This is a genomic window from Pseudoduganella sp. R-31 (assembly GCF_049913235.1).
Lineage (GTDB): Bacteria > Pseudomonadota > Gammaproteobacteria > Burkholderiales > Burkholderiaceae_D > Rugamonas.
The window spans coordinates 2,861,170-2,875,378 of the sequence record NZ_CP183986.1; the positions used below are offsets into that span (position 1 = coordinate 2,861,170).

At 63.6% G+C, this 14,209-nt stretch carries 14 protein-coding genes; 9 read left to right on the forward strand and 5 right to left on the reverse strand.

Features of this window, described 5'->3' with window-relative positions; genetic code table 11:
* Positions 1–19 precede the first annotated feature (19 nt).
* Positions 20–2,917 (forward strand): CheR family methyltransferase, encoded by a 2,898-nt coding sequence (locus ACN9MY_RS13135; protein WP_426337458.1) that lies wholly within the window; start codon positions 20–22, stop codon positions 2,915–2,917.
* A gap of 28 nt (positions 2,918–2,945) precedes the next feature.
* Entirely contained in the window at positions 2,946–3,428 is a 483-nt protein-coding gene (locus ACN9MY_RS13140; protein WP_426171228.1) for an acyl-CoA thioesterase, read from the forward strand.
* 60 nt (positions 3,429–3,488) lie between these two features.
* On the opposite strand, the gene ACN9MY_RS13145 is transcribed toward ACN9MY_RS13140, so the two are convergent.
* The 3 genes from ACN9MY_RS13145 to ACN9MY_RS13155 form a co-directional block, all read right to left on the reverse strand.
* Positions 3,489–3,680 (reverse strand): hypothetical protein, encoded by a 192-nt coding sequence (locus tag ACN9MY_RS13145; protein WP_426171229.1) that lies wholly within the window; start codon positions 3,678–3,680, stop codon positions 3,489–3,491.
* 19 nt (positions 3,681–3,699) lie between these two features.
* On the reverse strand, positions 3,700–6,570 hold the full coding sequence (locus ACN9MY_RS13150) for a bifunctional diguanylate cyclase/phosphodiesterase (protein WP_426322886.1): 2,871 nt from the start codon (positions 6,568–6,570) through the stop codon (positions 3,700–3,702).
* Between the two features lie 61 nt (positions 6,571–6,631).
* The gene (locus ACN9MY_RS13155; RefSeq protein WP_426322888.1) at positions 6,632–7,405 is read right to left on the reverse strand and encodes a transferase spermidine synthase; all 774 of its coding nucleotides are present in this window, start codon (positions 7,403–7,405) and stop codon (positions 6,632–6,634) included.
* Between the two features lie 154 nt (positions 7,406–7,559).
* On the opposite strand from ACN9MY_RS13155, the gene ACN9MY_RS13160 reads away from it, so the two are divergent.
* The 7 genes from ACN9MY_RS13160 (at position 7,560) to ACN9MY_RS13190 (ending at position 13,036) form a co-directional block, all read left to right on the forward strand.
* Positions 7,560–7,835 carry a hypothetical protein gene (locus tag ACN9MY_RS13160; RefSeq protein WP_426171234.1) on the forward strand — a complete coding sequence of 92 codons (276 nt, stop codon included), beginning with the start codon at positions 7,560–7,562 and terminating at the stop codon, positions 7,833–7,835.
* Between the two features lie 21 nt (positions 7,836–7,856).
* Positions 7,857–9,026, forward strand: coding sequence for a GGDEF domain-containing protein (locus ACN9MY_RS13165; RefSeq protein WP_426322890.1), 1,170 nt, complete (start codon positions 7,857–7,859; stop codon positions 9,024–9,026).
* Between the two features lie 65 nt (positions 9,027–9,091).
* On the forward strand, positions 9,092–10,546 hold the full coding sequence (locus ACN9MY_RS13170) for a Ppx/GppA phosphatase family protein (protein WP_426337636.1): 1,455 nt from the start codon (positions 9,092–9,094) through the stop codon (positions 10,544–10,546).
* 42 nt (positions 10,547–10,588) lie between these two features.
* A complete protein-coding gene (locus tag ACN9MY_RS13175; RefSeq protein ID WP_426337459.1) occupies positions 10,589–11,101 on the forward strand; it encodes a hypothetical protein in 513 nt (170 codons plus the stop codon).
* An 83-nt stretch (positions 11,102–11,184) separates the two neighbouring features.
* Positions 11,185–11,940, forward strand: a complete 756-nt coding sequence (locus ACN9MY_RS13180) for a GNAT family N-acetyltransferase (protein ID WP_426171239.1) — start codon at positions 11,185–11,187, stop codon at positions 11,938–11,940.
* 71 nt (positions 11,941–12,011) lie between these two features.
* A complete protein-coding gene (locus ACN9MY_RS13185) occupies positions 12,012–12,482 on the forward strand; it encodes a DUF1348 family protein (protein ID WP_426322894.1) in 471 nt (156 codons plus the stop codon).
* Between the two features lie 2 nt (positions 12,483–12,484).
* The gene (locus tag ACN9MY_RS13190) at positions 12,485–13,036 is read left to right on the forward strand and encodes a TetR/AcrR family transcriptional regulator (protein WP_426171243.1); all 552 of its coding nucleotides are present in this window, start codon (positions 12,485–12,487) and stop codon (positions 13,034–13,036) included.
* A 67-nt stretch (positions 13,037–13,103) separates the two neighbouring features.
* Here ACN9MY_RS13190 and ACN9MY_RS13195 read toward each other — a convergent pair whose 3' ends face one another.
* The gene (locus ACN9MY_RS13195) at positions 13,104–13,391 is read right to left on the reverse strand and encodes a hypothetical protein (RefSeq protein ID WP_055934583.1); all 288 of its coding nucleotides are present in this window, start codon (positions 13,389–13,391) and stop codon (positions 13,104–13,106) included.
* Between the two features lie 135 nt (positions 13,392–13,526).
* Entirely contained in the window at positions 13,527–14,207 is a 681-nt protein-coding gene (locus ACN9MY_RS13200; RefSeq protein ID WP_426322898.1) for an ABC transporter ATP-binding protein, read from the reverse strand.
* Between the last annotated feature and the right edge of the window lie 2 nt (positions 14,208–14,209).

A 14,209-nucleotide genomic window follows, 5' to 3' on the forward strand; every position in this document is an offset into this window, starting at 1 on the left:
GAATGGGCCAGGAGCTGAGATGCCGATGAATGCGCCGAATACACTGAAGGCTGAGATGGGCATGGCCAGCGTAACCTTTCCGCTAGTCGGGATTGGTGCGTCGGCGGGCGGCTTGGCGGCGCTGGAACGTTTGCTCCCAGGCCTGCCGGCGCAACCGGGTTTTTCCATCGTGGTCATCATGCATCTGTTGCCGGACCATCCGAGCCAGTGCGCCGAAGCCTTGCAGCGCTTCAGCAAGCTGCCGGTGTCGCAGGTGACGCAGCACCCGACCGAAGTGCTGGTCAACCACATCTACGTCATTGCGCCCGGCACGCTGCTGAAGGTGGAAGACCGCTACCTTTTCATCGATGAAGCCAACGCCGGGCATACGACGCTGGGCGCCATCGATTATTTTTTCCATTCATTGGCCTTGTCGCACCGCCAGCGCGCTGTTGGTGTGCTGCTGTCGGGCATGGGGCACGACGGTTGCGGCGGGCTGGCGGCCTTGCGCGAGCAGGGCGGCAGCACCATCGTCCAGTTGCCGCAGGACGCGCAGTTCGGCACCTTGCCGCAGGCGGCCATCAAGGCCAGCCAGGCCGACATCATCCTGCCGGCCAACGATATCGCGGCGCGCCTGCTAATGCTGTGCAATGCCGCTGCCAGCCCCGTACTGGTTGGCGACGGCACGGAAGCGGAAGCCGAGGCGCAAGCCTTGCAGGAAGTGCTGGAGATGGTGCACCGGCACACCGGGCACGATTTCCGCCATTACAAGCGGCCGACCATCCAGCGCCGCCTGGAACGGCACCTGCATCTGCATGGGGTGCACAATGTGGCGGCCTATCGCACGCTGATGGCCAATGATGGCGATGAAGCGCGCAGGCTGATGAAAGACCTGCTGATTGGCGTGACCGGTTTCTTCCGCGACCGGCAGGCATTTGAGAAGTTGCGCGAGACGGTGCAGCCGGCCGTGCTGGAGGCGCGCACCAAAGGCGAGTTCCGGGCCTGGGCTGCTGCCTGTTCGACCGGACAGGAGGCGTATTCCTTGGCCATGCTGCTGGCTGACGCGGCGCGCAATATGAGCGATCCGCCGCGCATCCACATTTTTGCTTCCGATATCGATGAACAGGCGCTGGGTGTGGCGCGTGCCGGCCTGTATCCGGCAACGATCCAGGACGAGGTGCCGCAGGAGAGCCTGGAGCGCTATTTTGTACGCTCCGGCAAGCAATACCGCGTGCGCCAGCCCTTGCGCGAACTGATCACTTTCGCCAGCCATAACCTGCTGCGCGATCCGCCATTTTCCGACCTTGACCTGGTGAGCTGCCGCAACTTCATGATCTATCTCGACCGCGCGATGCAGAGGCATGTGCTGCAGCGTTTCCACTTGAGCCTGGGCCGCGGCGGCATGCTCTTTCTCGGCAGTGCTGAAACGGCGGGGGGCGTGCCGGAACTGTTTTCACCGCTTGACCGCACGCACCGGATATACCGCGCGCGCGTCATCAAGAAGCTCGCGCCGGTGACGGAACCAGGCGGCGAGGTGCTTGCCGCTGTCGAACCGCCGTTACCGCCTTTGCAGCACCGCGTCAGCTTTGCTCACGTGCCAAATGGCGCCGGCGCCGCGCTTCCGCTGCATCTGTCGCTGGACGAGTTGCGCGACCGGCTTTCGCTAGCGGAAAGCGGCTGCGAAGAACTGCAGTCGCACAACGAGGAGCTATCCACCGTCAACGCCGAGCTCAAGGCGCGGCTTGACGATAGCGGCCGGGCCCACGACGACCTGGCCAACCTGATCGCTTCGGTCGACCTGGCCACCATCTTTGTCGGCCCCGACCTGACGGTCAAGCGCTTTACCCCGCGCGCTGCCGGCATCTTCAACCTGATCCCACGCGACGTGGGGCGCAGCCTGCTGGACATTACGAATCGCCTCGATTATCCCCAGCTCAAGGAGGACGTGGCCGCCACTTTTGGCAGCCTGCAGCCGCTGGAGCGGGAAGTGGCCGCGACCGACGGCAATCACTACATTGTGCGGATGCGGCCTTACCGCACCGGGGAAGACGTCATCGCCGGCGCAGTAATGACTTTCTTCGACATCAGCCGCCGCCGCGCGGCCGAGGATGTGGCGCGCGCCCTGGCCAGCGACCAGGAATTCCTGCTGCAGCTGGGCGACATCCTGCGTCCCCAGTCGGACCCGATGCAGGTGCTGGCGCTGGGCTGCCGCTTGCTGGGCGAACGGCTAGCGGTGCCGCAGCTGGCCTTCGCCAGGATCCAGTCCGGTCGCTATGCCGTGCTGCCGGGCCACGCGGCCGGCGTGCCAGCGCTGCACGGCGAGGGCGAGGTGGAGGCGCTCGGGCAGCAGGCACTGGCCTGCTGGCGCGCCGGCGAGACAGCGGTGGAGGCGGACCTGTCGCGCGCCTGCGCCGGCGGCCTGGCCGAACTGGCCGGGGGGCGCGGCGCCTTGCTGGCGACCGCCTGCCGCAAGGGCGAGCAGTGGCTGGGCTTCTTCCTTGCCTGCCAGGCGGCTGCGCGCGAATGGAGCGCGACGGACATTACCTTGTTTTCCGAGGCGGTGGCCCGCATCGGTGTTGAATTCGAGCGTGCCCGTTCGCAGGCCGCCTTGTGCGCCAGCGAAACCCGCCTGCGCGACTTGCTGCGCGGGATCGCCAAAGTGTGCTGGGAGGCCGATGCCAGCGGCAAGGATGGCGAAGCCTGGCTCGCGGCTATCCATCCCGATGACCGAGCCCGCGCCCTGGCCATGTGGCGCGAGGCGGTGCGCACTGGCGGCAGCCGCGAAGCCGAAGTCCGGCTGGAAGATGCCGGCGGCGGCTGGAGCCGGGCCAGCGTGCTGGCCAACCCTTTGCTGGACGAGCAGGGCAACGTGCGCAAATGGACTGGCTGCATCATCGACATCGATGAGCGCATGCTCGCGCCATCGGGTAGCATATAGCCATCTATAACTACCCGTGGCAATAGCGATGGAAAATACGATGCACTGGTCGGCGCACGAGCTGTCGATGACGGTCTTGATGACGCCTGACATGGCAAACTTCTCTGGGAATGTGCACGGCGGCGCCATCCTCAAGCTGCTGGACGGCGTGGCCTATGCCTGCGCCAGCCGCTATTCGGGCAGCTATGTGGTGACGCTGTCGGTGGACCAGGTGATGTTCCTGCAGCCTATCCATGTCGGTGAACTGGTCACTTTCCTGGCCTCGGTCAACTACACCGGCACCAGTTCGATGGAAGTGGGCATCCGCGTCGTGGCGGAAGACATCCAGAAGCGCCTGGTGCGCCATGCGAACAGCTGCTACTTCACGATGGTGGCGGTGAGCCAGGACCGCAAGCCGCAGGCGGTGCCGCCGCTGGTGCCGCAGACGCCGGAACAGATCGCGCGCTGGGAAAAGGCAAAGCTGCGCAAGGCCGCGCGCCAGCAAGTGGCGGGCGCGGCCAAACAGGCTTAATTAAAAGCGACAGTAAAACCAGGCGGGTCTGGCCCTTGGGTCAGACCCGTCCAATCTGGCCTAGAGCGCGCGGCGGTGGGTCGGGTAGACCAGCGTGCGCAGCGCAATCGGCTGCGGCACGCCCATCGCGAACAGGAATTCGGCGGCGCGGCGCAAGCCCACTTCGGGCAGGGCGGCGACGGCCTGGTTGATGATGTCGCGCGTCCGGTGGTCGGTGCGCACTTGCTGCCGGTGCAGGTCTACGCTGTTCATGTCCACTCTCCTTATCTCCTCAGGCTCGCAGTCGGCGGGGCGCCGCGCTGGCTAGGTGCTTGCCTTCCTGCAACATCTGGCGCATGGCCGATGCGTCCACAGGACGGCTGAAATGAAAACCCTGGATCTCGTCGCAGCCATGGCGGCGCAGGAACTCAAGCTGCTCTTCAGATTCTACCCCTTCCGCAATCACGCGCAACTCAAGGTTGTGCGCCAGGGCGATCACCGACACCACGATGGCCGCATCGTCGGCGTCGGTGGCGATGTCGTTGACGAAGGAACGGTCGATCTTCAGCACGTCGATCGGGAAATTGCGCAGGTAGGACAGGCTGGAATAGCCGGTGCCGAAATCGTCGATCGACAGCGCCACGCCCAGTGATTTCAGTTCGTGCAGCAGGTTCACGCCTTGCGCCACGTCGTGCATGAACAGGCTTTCGGTCAGTTCCAGTTCCAGCGCGGAAGGCGGCAGGCCGGATTGCTCCAGCGCAGCGGCGATGGTGGACACCAGCTCCGGCTGCGCGAACTGGCGCGCCGACAGGTTGACCGCCATGCGCAAGTCCCTGAAGCCGGCATCGCGCAGCGTACGCGCCTGCTGGCAGGCCGTGCGCAGCACCCAGGCGCCGATCGGCACGATCAGGCCGGTTTCCTCGGCCAGGCTGATGAAGCGTGCCGGCGGCACCATGCCCAGTTCCGGATGCTGCCAGCGCAGCAGGGCTTCCATGCCGACGATCGCGCCGGAGGCCAGGTCCACCTGCGGCTGGTAATGCAGCACGAATTCATCGCGCTCCAGGGCATTGCGCAGGGCGCTCTCGATGCGCAGGCGCTCTTGTGCCTCGTCGTTCATTGCCGGCTGGTAGAACTGGTAGGTGTTGCGGCCCAGCTTCTTGGCCGAGTACATCGCGATGTCGGCGTGCTCGATCAGGTTCTGCGCCGGCGTGCCGCCGGCATCGTAGACCGCCACGCCGATGGAGCAGGTGACGAAGAATTCCTTGCCTTCCAGGAGCACCGGCTGCGCCAGGGCCTTCATCACCCGGTCGATGATGGCCGGCGACAGTTGCTCGTCCGGGTACTGGCTCAGGATCGCCACGAATTCGTCGCCCGACAGGCGCGCCACGGTATCGCTCTCGCGCACGCTCGATTGCAGGCGGCTCGCCACGGTCTGCAGCAGCTGGTCGCCGGCCTTGTGTCCCAGGCTGTCGTTGACGAACTTGAAGCGGTCCAGGTCGATCAGCACGACCCACATCGGCAGGCCGCTGCGGTTGGCGTAGGCGATGGCTTGCTGCAGGCGGTCTTGCAGCAGTACGCGGTTGGGCAGGCCGGTCAGCACGTCGTGGTGGGCGATGTGCTGGATGCGCTGCTCGGCTTCCTTGCGCTCCGTGATCTCGCTGCCGGTGCCGCGGTAGCCCTTGAATTCGCCCTGCGCGTCGTACACCGGCTCGCCGCTGGTGTTGAACCAGCGCGTCGCGCCGTCATGGCCGACGATGGCGTACTCGAAATTCGAGAAGGGCAGGCGGGCCTGTACCTTGTTGATGTGGTCGCGGCCGGCGCTGCTGGTATACAGCTCCGGCGTGCATTCCCAACGGGTGCGGCCGAGGAAATTCTCCTTCGCCACATGGCCTTTTTCGAAGAAGCCGCCGGTGATATGGGTGAAGCGGAACTGCGTGTCCTGTTCCCAGTACCAGTCGGAGGACAGGGCCAGCAGGCGGCGGAAGCGGTGCTCGGATTCCTGCAGCGCGCGTTCGGTGCGCTTGCGCGAAGCGACGTCTTCGGCCAGGCGCTGGTTGGAGCGCTGCAGGTCGGCGGTGCGGGCATCGACCAGCCATTGCACGCGGCGCGAGCGTTGCACCAGGGTGTGCACGAAAGCCGCAGCCAGGGCGCTGAACAGCAGGCCGCCAAGCAAGGTGCCGAGCGAGCCAAGATGGTCGGCCAGGAAGGGGCGCGGCAAGTCGTCGCTGCGGATATGCCAGGTGCGGCCCAGCACGTCGAAGCTGCGCATTTCGCTGCCGTGGTAATCGAAGTCCAGCCAGCGATGCAGCCAGTGCTGCTTGCGGTCCGCCGGCAACGGGCCGTGGCGGTAGGCCAGGGTGCCGTTCTCAGACGGGTCGCCGGCGTACACGCTCAGGCCCAGGCTTGCGTCGTCCAGCAAGCCGTTCTGCTGCAGGATGGTATGCACCAGGTGCGGCGTGCGGATCACGGCTGCCGTATCGCCAACCCAGGCCGCATGGCGCTCGTCGCGCGTGCCGGTCGGCATGCCGGGGCGGTACACCGGCATGATCATGATGAAGCTGTTGTGCTGGGCCGGGTCCTGTGCCAGTTGCAGCTGCTCGGTGGCGGAGGGGCGGCCGTTGTGCAGGATGCGGTCGATGGCGCCGCGCACATGCACGTTGTTGCCGGTATTCAGGCCCAGTGCAGGCTCGTTGCCGCGCATCGGCTCCAGGTATTCAACCACGTTGTAATAAGGCCGTTCCGGAGCGGGCACGGTCTTGCCTTCGGCAGAAAGCTCGGTGATCTGGAAGCCGGGGAAGCGCGCTTGCATGGAGGCTTCGAAAACCGGGCGCTCGGCTTGCGTCAGCACACGGTGGTAGTTGAAGGCCTGGATGAAAGGGTAGCGCTGCAGCAGCGGTGCCGAGAAGGTGTGGAATTGTTCACGGCTCACCGGTTGCACGGTGCGGAACAGTTCATTGATGACATTCAGTACTTCTTCGGCATCGGCCAGTCCGCGCTCGATGGCGGTCATGCGGGCATTGGCGCGCTGCTGGAAGCCCAGTTCCATCTTGCCGAATTCCAGGGCGCTGACGGAGACGAAAAGAACGGCAGTGGCCGCCAGGCCTGCGCCGAGCGTGAGTGCGGCTGCACCGTAGTGCGATAGTCTCCTGCGCCGACCTGCCATGGTGTCCCTTGCATAAAAAATGTAGTTTGTCACAATTCTCATGGCTTTGGGGCAATACCCATTAATTTCCCGTCAAATCTCCCTTGCGCAGGCGGGCAACGGTGTAAATTGCCAACAGTCGATTGGCCAGGCCAAAGCCAAGCCCGGGCGTTGGGCTGCCCCAGGCGGCCACGCGGCGCTGCATGGTGCTGGCCAGCGCACCGGGCGCGCGTCCTGGACGAATCGCAAACAGGATGTGGTTGTTGCCGGCGATGCCAGTGAACTGGCAGATGCGGTCATGGAAGGCATTGGACAGGCGCACCAGCACGCTGCGGTACTTGGGGTCATAGCTGAACACATTGGCCGCCAGCACGCCGTCCGGCCGCAAGGCGCGCCGGCAGTCGGCGTAGAAGTGCTCGCTCGCCAGGGCATTCGGCAAGCCGTCGGCATCGAAGCCGTCCACCAGCAGCACGTCGGCGCTGTCCTTCAATTCCTTCATGTAGCTGGCGGCATCGCAATGGATGACGCGGAAGCGCTCGCTGTCCGGCGGGATGGCAAAGCGTTCGCGCAGGGCGATGACGTCGGCGCGCAATTCGAGCACGGTAATGCGGGTGCGGGGCAGGTAACGATGGCAGAATTTGGCCAGCGAGCCGCCACCCAGGCCCACCATCACGATATGCTCCGGGTTGGGCTTGAACAGGACAAAGCACATCATGGCCCGGGCGTAGGCCAGCACCAGCGCGTCAGGATCGGCCGGATCCATCTGGCTTTGCACTTCGCCGGGCGTGAATTCCAGCGACAAGCGACCGCGCCGGTGGCGAACCAGGGGACGGTGGTGGTCGGGGATGGAAGTCATTTTGTCAACTTGTTACGAGCCGTGATGATCTGCTAAGCTGCCGGGCTCCGGTTTCGACCCCAGTGTACCGGATGAGCACTGCGTTTGGGCGCTCGCGTTTACATCGGCAACTTTTATAGGTACATTGCCAACATAGGCAGCTTGGAGACGATAAATGTTCTTAGACCATCCAACCATTACAGCGACCAACAGTTTTACCGAGCCGGATCGCATCGAGCGCCTGACCCGCGTGTATGGTTACGTGGCCGCACTGGCCGACCACGCCGGCAAGCAGCAGTTCATCGAAAAGGTCAGCCAGCTGCATGACCATAAAGGCACGCTGATCGTGTTCTGGCACGACGCGCCGACCGAAGACGAAAAAGAGTTCTTTTCCAAAGCCTGGGCCAGCAAGATCGGCGACGGCAGCAGCAACGTCGAACACGAAGTCTGATCGCGGCCCGTCCGCCAAGCAATGGATATCAAAACCCTGGTTCTCGCCCTGGCGCTGGGCAATCTCAGCCTGTGTGCAGCGCTGTTTTTCTTCGAGTACGAGAACAAGAAGTCGCTGACCCTGTCCACCTGGGCCATCGCGAAGCAGTGCCAGGCCGTGGGCTGGATCCTGCTGTATTTCCGCGGCGTGGTGCCGGAACTGCTGGCCGGGCCGCTGGCCAATACGCTGCTGCTGGCCGGCTTCGCGCTCGATGCCGGCGCCCTGTGGGAAGGCGTGGGCCGGCCGCGCTGGCGCAACATCCTGTACCCGGCGCTGTCGCTGGCAGTCGGCACGCTGCTGGCCTTCCACATCCTGGATACCTCGCCGGCGATCCGCATTTCTGTGGGTTCGCTGTTCGTCGGTTTCTTCTTCCTTGCCGGCGTGCTGGCGCTGGCGCGCGCCTGGCGCGGCGGCAGCATGCTGCGCCGGTACCTGGTGGTCGCCATGTTCGTGCTGGCGCTGGTGATCGTCGGGCGCGGCCTGCTGGCGGCGGCTTACCCTGAAGGCCTGTCCTGGATCAGCGCCAATGCGATGCAGCTGTTCGGCTTCGGCGGCTTCTACCTGATGATGCTGGTGAACGCTTTCGGCTACCTGCTGCTGTCGCGCGAAAAGCTGCAGATGGACCTGGCCCGCCTGGAAACCACCGATGCCCTGACGGACGTGCCGAACCGGCGCGGCTTTTACCAGGCGCTGGCGCCGTGGATGGCGCTGGCGCGCCGCCCCGGCCAGCCGACTGCCATGATCATCCTGGCGCTGGACCAGTTCAAGCGCGTCAACGACAGCTACGGCCACGCGGCGGGCGACGCTGCCCTGAAATCCATGGTGGAGACCTGCAAGAAGCAATTGCGCGATTCGGACCTGATGGGCCGCCTGGGCGGCGCCGAATTCGCCATCCAGCTGCCGCGTACCGAGCAGGAGGCCGCCATGCTGGTGGCCGAGCGCATCCGCCGCGCCATCGAGGCGACGCCGGTAAAGACCGAGCGTGCGATTATCAAGCTGACCGCCAGCATGGGCGTCACCACCATCCGTGCCGACGACAGCACGGTCAGCCTGTTCAAGCGCGCCGACGAAGCATTGCAGGCGGCGAAACTGCGCGGCGAAAACCAGGTGGCGCAGCCGCCGGAACCGCAATCCCTGGAGGCATTGTCATGACAGCGTAACACTGACGGCGTACTGTGCTACCATTTTCGTTATAAACGATATAAATGGATTCCTCGATGTACGCCGCAGTGGACCTGGGCTCCAACAGTTTTCGACTCTCCATCGGCCAGCACGATGGAGGCAAGATCCGCGTGCTTAACAGCATGCGCGAGCCGATCCGCCTTGCCGCCGGCCTGGATGCCGCCGGCAACCTCACCGACGAAGCCCTGCAGCGGGCGCTGATCTGCCTGAAGAACTTCCGCGTGGCGCTGGCCGCCTACCAGTTCGACGGCGTGCGCGTGGTTGCCACCGCCATCTTGCGCCAGGCGCGCAATGCAGCGGATTTCCTGCCGCAGCTGGAGCAGGCCATCGGCTACCCGATCGAGATCATTTCCGGCGAGGAGGAAGGGCGGCTGATCTACATGGGCGTGGCCAATGCGCTGGGCCAGCCGAACGAGAGCCGGCTGGTGGTGGACATCGGCGGCGGTTCGACCGAACTCATTCTCGGCCGCGGGCTCGATATCGAGCGCGTGGAGTCGTTCAGCGTGGGCAGCGTCAAGCAGAGCCTGTCCTTCTTCGTCGGCGGCCGCGTCGATGCGCGCTCCTTCGAAGCAGCCGTGCTGTCGGCGCGCTCGCATTTCGAGGATGGCGCACCGCCTTATCATCCGGAGTACTGGAAGCGGGCTTATGGCTCCTCCGGCACCATCCGCGCCATCGGCGAGATCATCGAAAAGAACAAACTGGGCGAGGGCATCACCCTGGCCGCCCTGAATGCAGTGCGCAAGCGCTTCATTGAATTCGGCCAGGTGTCGAAGATCGACATGCCGGGCCTGCGGCCGGACCGCGCCAGCACCGTCATCGGCGGGCTGGCAATCCTGATTGCGGTAGTGCAGGAGCTGGGCATCGAAAAGCTGGAGCCGATCGATGCCGGCCTGCGCATGGGGGTGATGTGGGACCTGTACCTGCGCTCGACCCGCCGCGACCGGCGCGACGAATCGGTAGGCGAGTTCCTGGCGCGCTTCCATATCGAATCGGAACGCGGCGTTCGCGTGTCGGAGGCGGCAACCATCCTGTTCCAGCAGATGAAGCCCGCTAGCGACGCCTTGCTGCGCCACCTGTCCTGGGGCGCCCAGTTGCACGAAGTAGGGCTGGTGGTATCGCAGACCGGCTACCACAAGCACTCGGCCTACATGATCGAGAACGCCGACTTGCCGGGCTTCACCACCCGCGAGCAAAAGCTGATGGGGCGCCTGGTCCTGGCCCAGAAGGGCAATCTGCGCAAGGTCAGCGAGCACCTGGCCGACAGCGATTTCGCCAAGGCGGTCGTGGCTTTGCGCCTGGCCATCGTGTTCATGCACTGCCGCATCGAGGTCGACGATCGCGCCGTGCGCTTGCGCATGAAGAACCGCATTGACCTGGAATTGAAGCGCGACTGCGTTACCAGCCATCCGACCCTGTCCTACTGGATGGAGAAGGAGCAGGAGTTCTGGGATGAAATCGGGGTTGACTTCAGTGTTCGTACCGTTGCGTAATAATCGTATATACTGTTTATATTATTCAATAATGGAGTATCCATGAACGCAACCAAAGCGAAAGCCCCTGCCGCCAAGCCGGCAACCAGGACCACGGCCAAACCCGCCGCCAAGCGCGCGCCAGCCGCCGCGAAGGCCGCCGCAGCCGCCAAGCCGGCGCCAGTCAAGGCTGCAACCAGGCCGGCGGCAACCAAGCCCGCCGCCGCCAAACCGGCCGCGAAGGCTGCCGCCAAGCCTGCCGTGAAGCGCGCAGCCGCCGTCAAGCCCGCTCCAGCCCCGGCGCCAGCCACCAAGCCGGCCAAAGTAGCCAAGGCCGAAAAACCAGCCAAGCAGCACAAGGAAAAACTGGTGCGCGACAGCTTCACCATGCCGGAATCCGAATACGCGGTGCTGGGCCAGGTCAAGAAGACCTGCCTGAAAAACGGCGTGGAAGTCAAAAAATCCGAGCTGTTGCGCATTGGCGTCGCCCTGATCAGCCGCCTGGACATGGCCACGCTCAGGGAAGTCCTGGCCTCCCTGCCGCAGCTGAAGACCGGCCGTCCGAAGAAGGCTTGATGTCATATTACTGACATGGAGTTGTCATGTTCGTGCAGCAATAGCGCAGCAAACTGGCTTCGTCACTACAGAAAGGACGAAGCATGCAAACTACGACGATTGCTACCGCCGAACAGCGGGTTTCCACCCCGCGACTGGCATTGAGCATGGCAGCCACCCCGGAAGAGGTGCGCGAAGTCCAACGCCTGCGCTATAAAGTCTTCATCGAAAACCAGGGCCTGACCGCCCTGGCGACGCCGGATGGCCTGGATTGCGACGAATTCGACGCCGCCTGCGACCACCTGATCGTGCGCGACACCGCCACCCTGAAAGTAGTAGGCACCTACCGCCTGCTGAACCCCGCCGGCGCCCGCAAACTGGGCCGCCACTACTCCGAAAACGAGTTCGACCTCGGTCGCCTGAAGCACCTGCGCAGCCGCATTGTAGAAGCTGGCCGCGCCTGCATCCACCCGGATTACCGTGGCGGCAGCGTGATCATGCTGCTGTGGTCCGGCCTGGCCGAATACATGCGCCGCCACCAGTGCGAATACCTGATCGGCTGCGCCAGCATCAGCCTCGCCGACGGCGGCCACAATGCAGTTGCCGTGTACCAGCAACTGCGCGAGAAGCACATGGCGCCAATGGAATACCGCGTCACGCCGCACCTGCCTTTTCCGGTGGAGAAGGTGGAGTCGGCACGCGCGGCCCAGGTGCCGGCCCTGCTGAAAGGCTACCTGCGCTCCGGCGCCTGGATTTGCGGCGCACCGGCCTGGGATCCTGATTTCGAAAGCGCCGACCTGTTCGTGATGATGCCGCTGGCGAACCTGGACGGCCGCTACGCCCGCCACTACAACGTTTGAAAAAACGTGCTATTCTTTCTGTACCGATCGGTAAATTGTGATCCGATCGGTACATTTGAAAGGATAAAACCATGTCGGTCCGACCACCTGTACCACCCTTCACCCGCGAAAGCGCCATCGAAAAAGTCCGCCTGGCCGAAAACGGCTGGAATACCCGCGACCCGGAAAAGGTCTCCCTCGCCTATACGGAAGACAGCTGGTGGCGCAATCGCAGCGAGTTCGCGCAAGGCCGCGCCGCCATTGTCGCCCTGCTGAAACGCAAGTGGGCGAGCGAACTGGAATACCGCCTGATCAAGGAATTGTGGGCCCATGACGGCAACCGCATCGGCGTGCGCTTTGCCTACGAATACCATGATGACTCGGGCCAGTGGTACCGCGCCTACGGCAATGAAAACTGGGAGTTCGACGAAAACGGCTTGATGCACCACCGCCACGCCAGCATCAACGAGCACCCGATCAAGCCTGAAGAACGCAAGTTCTTCTGGGATCGCAGCGGGCCGAGGCCTGACGATCATCCCGGCCTGACCGAGTTGGGGCTGTAAGCATGGCACGCGTTGTCGCAGAACGGGAAGACGTCATCCCCCTGGTGGCGGAAGTGTTCCGCACCTATGGCTTTGAAGGCTCCAGCCTGTCCCGCATCACCGAGGGGACGAAGCTGGGCAAGGGCAGCATCTATCACTTCTTCCCAGGTGGGAAGGACGAGATGGCCGCGGCCGTGCTGGAGGAAATCGACCAGTGGTTCCGCCTGCACGTCTTCGAACCGCTGCGCGAGAGCGCAGATGCAGGGCAGGGCATCGCCGCCATGTTTGCGGAGGTGGAGCGCTATTTCCTGTCCGGACAACGCGTGTGCCTGGTGGGCGTGTTCGCGCTTGGCAATGAGCGCGACCGCTTTGCCGAAGCTGTGCGCGACTACTTCGAAGAGTGGATCGAGGCGCTGGCGGCAGCGCTGGTGCGCAGCGGGCGTAAAGGCAAAGAGGCCACGGCGCTGGCGGAAGAAGTCGTGGGCGGGATACAGGGGGCGCTGGTGCTGGCTCGCGCGTTCAACAGGCCGGCGACGTTTAGGGCGGCGTTGAAGCGCTTGCGGGAAAGGTTGTAGAACAGCCTGAAATGGCGCCGGTGAATGCGATGCCGGCGCCTGGCATCTATCTCAGTGTGGACCGAGCTCAGTGTACTGAGGCATTCGACAGCTCTTTGAGCTCACGGATAGAGAGCTCGGATTTCTCATGCATGCGCAGCAGGATGGTGGCCCCGACTGCGAGCTTGCGGTGACGGATCTTGCTGATAATGGGCGGTTGCACTTCCAGCACCCTGCAGAGTTCCGCATCATTCTTCAGGTGCATCTTCTCGATTAGCGTGTCGAGCAGTTTATTTGGTACGAAACTGGATGGCTCCAGCGCGCGCGCCCTGTTCATTGCCTCGATTAGTTCGAGTTTCTTCTGCCTGACGCTCATTTGCTCCTCCTTGACGTTGTTAACTACGTGGATAGAAAAAGCAGGCTTGCATCTTGTATTGATAACGAAGCAAGTTAATTAAATAATACTCCGCTTACCAAAAAAGCCAAGAATTTGTGAGAAAAATAATGAGTTTTATTGCGTGGCAGGGTTGACGACTGTTGTAACTTTGAGTCCATTTTTAGTGAGGCGCAGAACTTTGTCGGCGCGCGCAGCGGCGGCCGGCGAATGCGTCACCATGATGGTCGTTGCTCCGCTGGATTTAAGTTCCTGGTGCAACAGTTGCAGTATGGAATTTGCCGTGTCTGGATCGAGGTTGCCGGTCGGTTCGTCCGCCAGCACAAGGGCCGGGCGGTGCACCAGGGCACGAGCTATTGCAACCCGTTGCATTTCACCGCCGGAAAGTTGATGGGGGTAGTCGTGGCCGCGGCCGCCGAGGCCAACGGCGTCGAGCATCTCGCGCTCGCGCCCATGCGGCATGCCGTTCAGCAGCAGTGGCAGGGCCACGTTTTGCTGCAAGGTCAGGTGGGGCAGCACATGGAAAGCCTGGAAGATGAAACCCATGCGCGCCCGGCGCAGGCGCGTGGCCGCGTCGTCGTCGAGCGAGGCGAGGGGCGTGCCATCGACGATGATCGCCGGCTCCTCGCTTGGGTCGGGCTGGTCAAGGCCGGCGATCAGGTTCAGCAACGTTGATTTGCCGACGCCGGAGTCGCCCATGATGGCGATGAATTCGCCGGGCTCGAAAGTCCAGCTCAGGCGATCGAGGACGCGCCGTTCGTTCGAGTAACTCTTGGTCAGGTTCTTTAACTGGAGCATGA

Coding starts and splice junctions, on each gene's coding strand:
- ACN9MY_RS13135 (WP_426337458.1), top strand. CDS start 20: ATGCCGATGAATGCGCCGAATACACTGAAGGCTGAGATGGGCATGGCC.
- ACN9MY_RS13150 (WP_426322886.1), bottom strand. CDS start 6,570: ATGGCAGGTCGGCGCAGGAGACTATCGCACTACGGTGCAGCCGCACTC.
- ACN9MY_RS13155 (WP_426322888.1), bottom strand. CDS start 7,405: ATGACTTCCATCCCCGACCACCACCGTCCCCTGGTTCGCCACCGGCGC.
- ACN9MY_RS13170 (WP_426337636.1), top strand. CDS start 9,092: ATGTACGCCGCAGTGGACCTGGGCTCCAACAGTTTTCGACTCTCCATC.
- ACN9MY_RS13190 (WP_426171243.1), top strand. CDS start 12,485: ATGGCACGCGTTGTCGCAGAACGGGAAGACGTCATCCCCCTGGTGGCG.
- ACN9MY_RS13140 (WP_426171228.1), top strand. CDS start 2,946: ATGGAAAATACGATGCACTGGTCGGCGCACGAGCTGTCGATGACGGTC.
- ACN9MY_RS13145 (WP_426171229.1), bottom strand. CDS start 3,680: ATGAACAGCGTAGACCTGCACCGGCAGCAAGTGCGCACCGACCACCGG.
- ACN9MY_RS13185 (WP_426322894.1), top strand. CDS start 12,012: ATGTCGGTCCGACCACCTGTACCACCCTTCACCCGCGAAAGCGCCATC.
- ACN9MY_RS13160 (WP_426171234.1), top strand. CDS start 7,560: ATGTTCTTAGACCATCCAACCATTACAGCGACCAACAGTTTTACCGAG.
- ACN9MY_RS13195 (WP_055934583.1), bottom strand. CDS start 13,391: ATGAGCGTCAGGCAGAAGAAACTCGAACTAATCGAGGCAATGAACAGG.
- ACN9MY_RS13180 (WP_426171239.1), top strand. CDS start 11,185: ATGCAAACTACGACGATTGCTACCGCCGAACAGCGGGTTTCCACCCCG.
- ACN9MY_RS13200 (WP_426322898.1), bottom strand. CDS start 14,207: ATGCTCCAGTTAAAGAACCTGACCAAGAGTTACTCGAACGAACGGCGC.
- ACN9MY_RS13165 (WP_426322890.1), top strand. CDS start 7,857: ATGGATATCAAAACCCTGGTTCTCGCCCTGGCGCTGGGCAATCTCAGC.
- ACN9MY_RS13175 (WP_426337459.1), top strand. CDS start 10,589: ATGAACGCAACCAAAGCGAAAGCCCCTGCCGCCAAGCCGGCAACCAGG.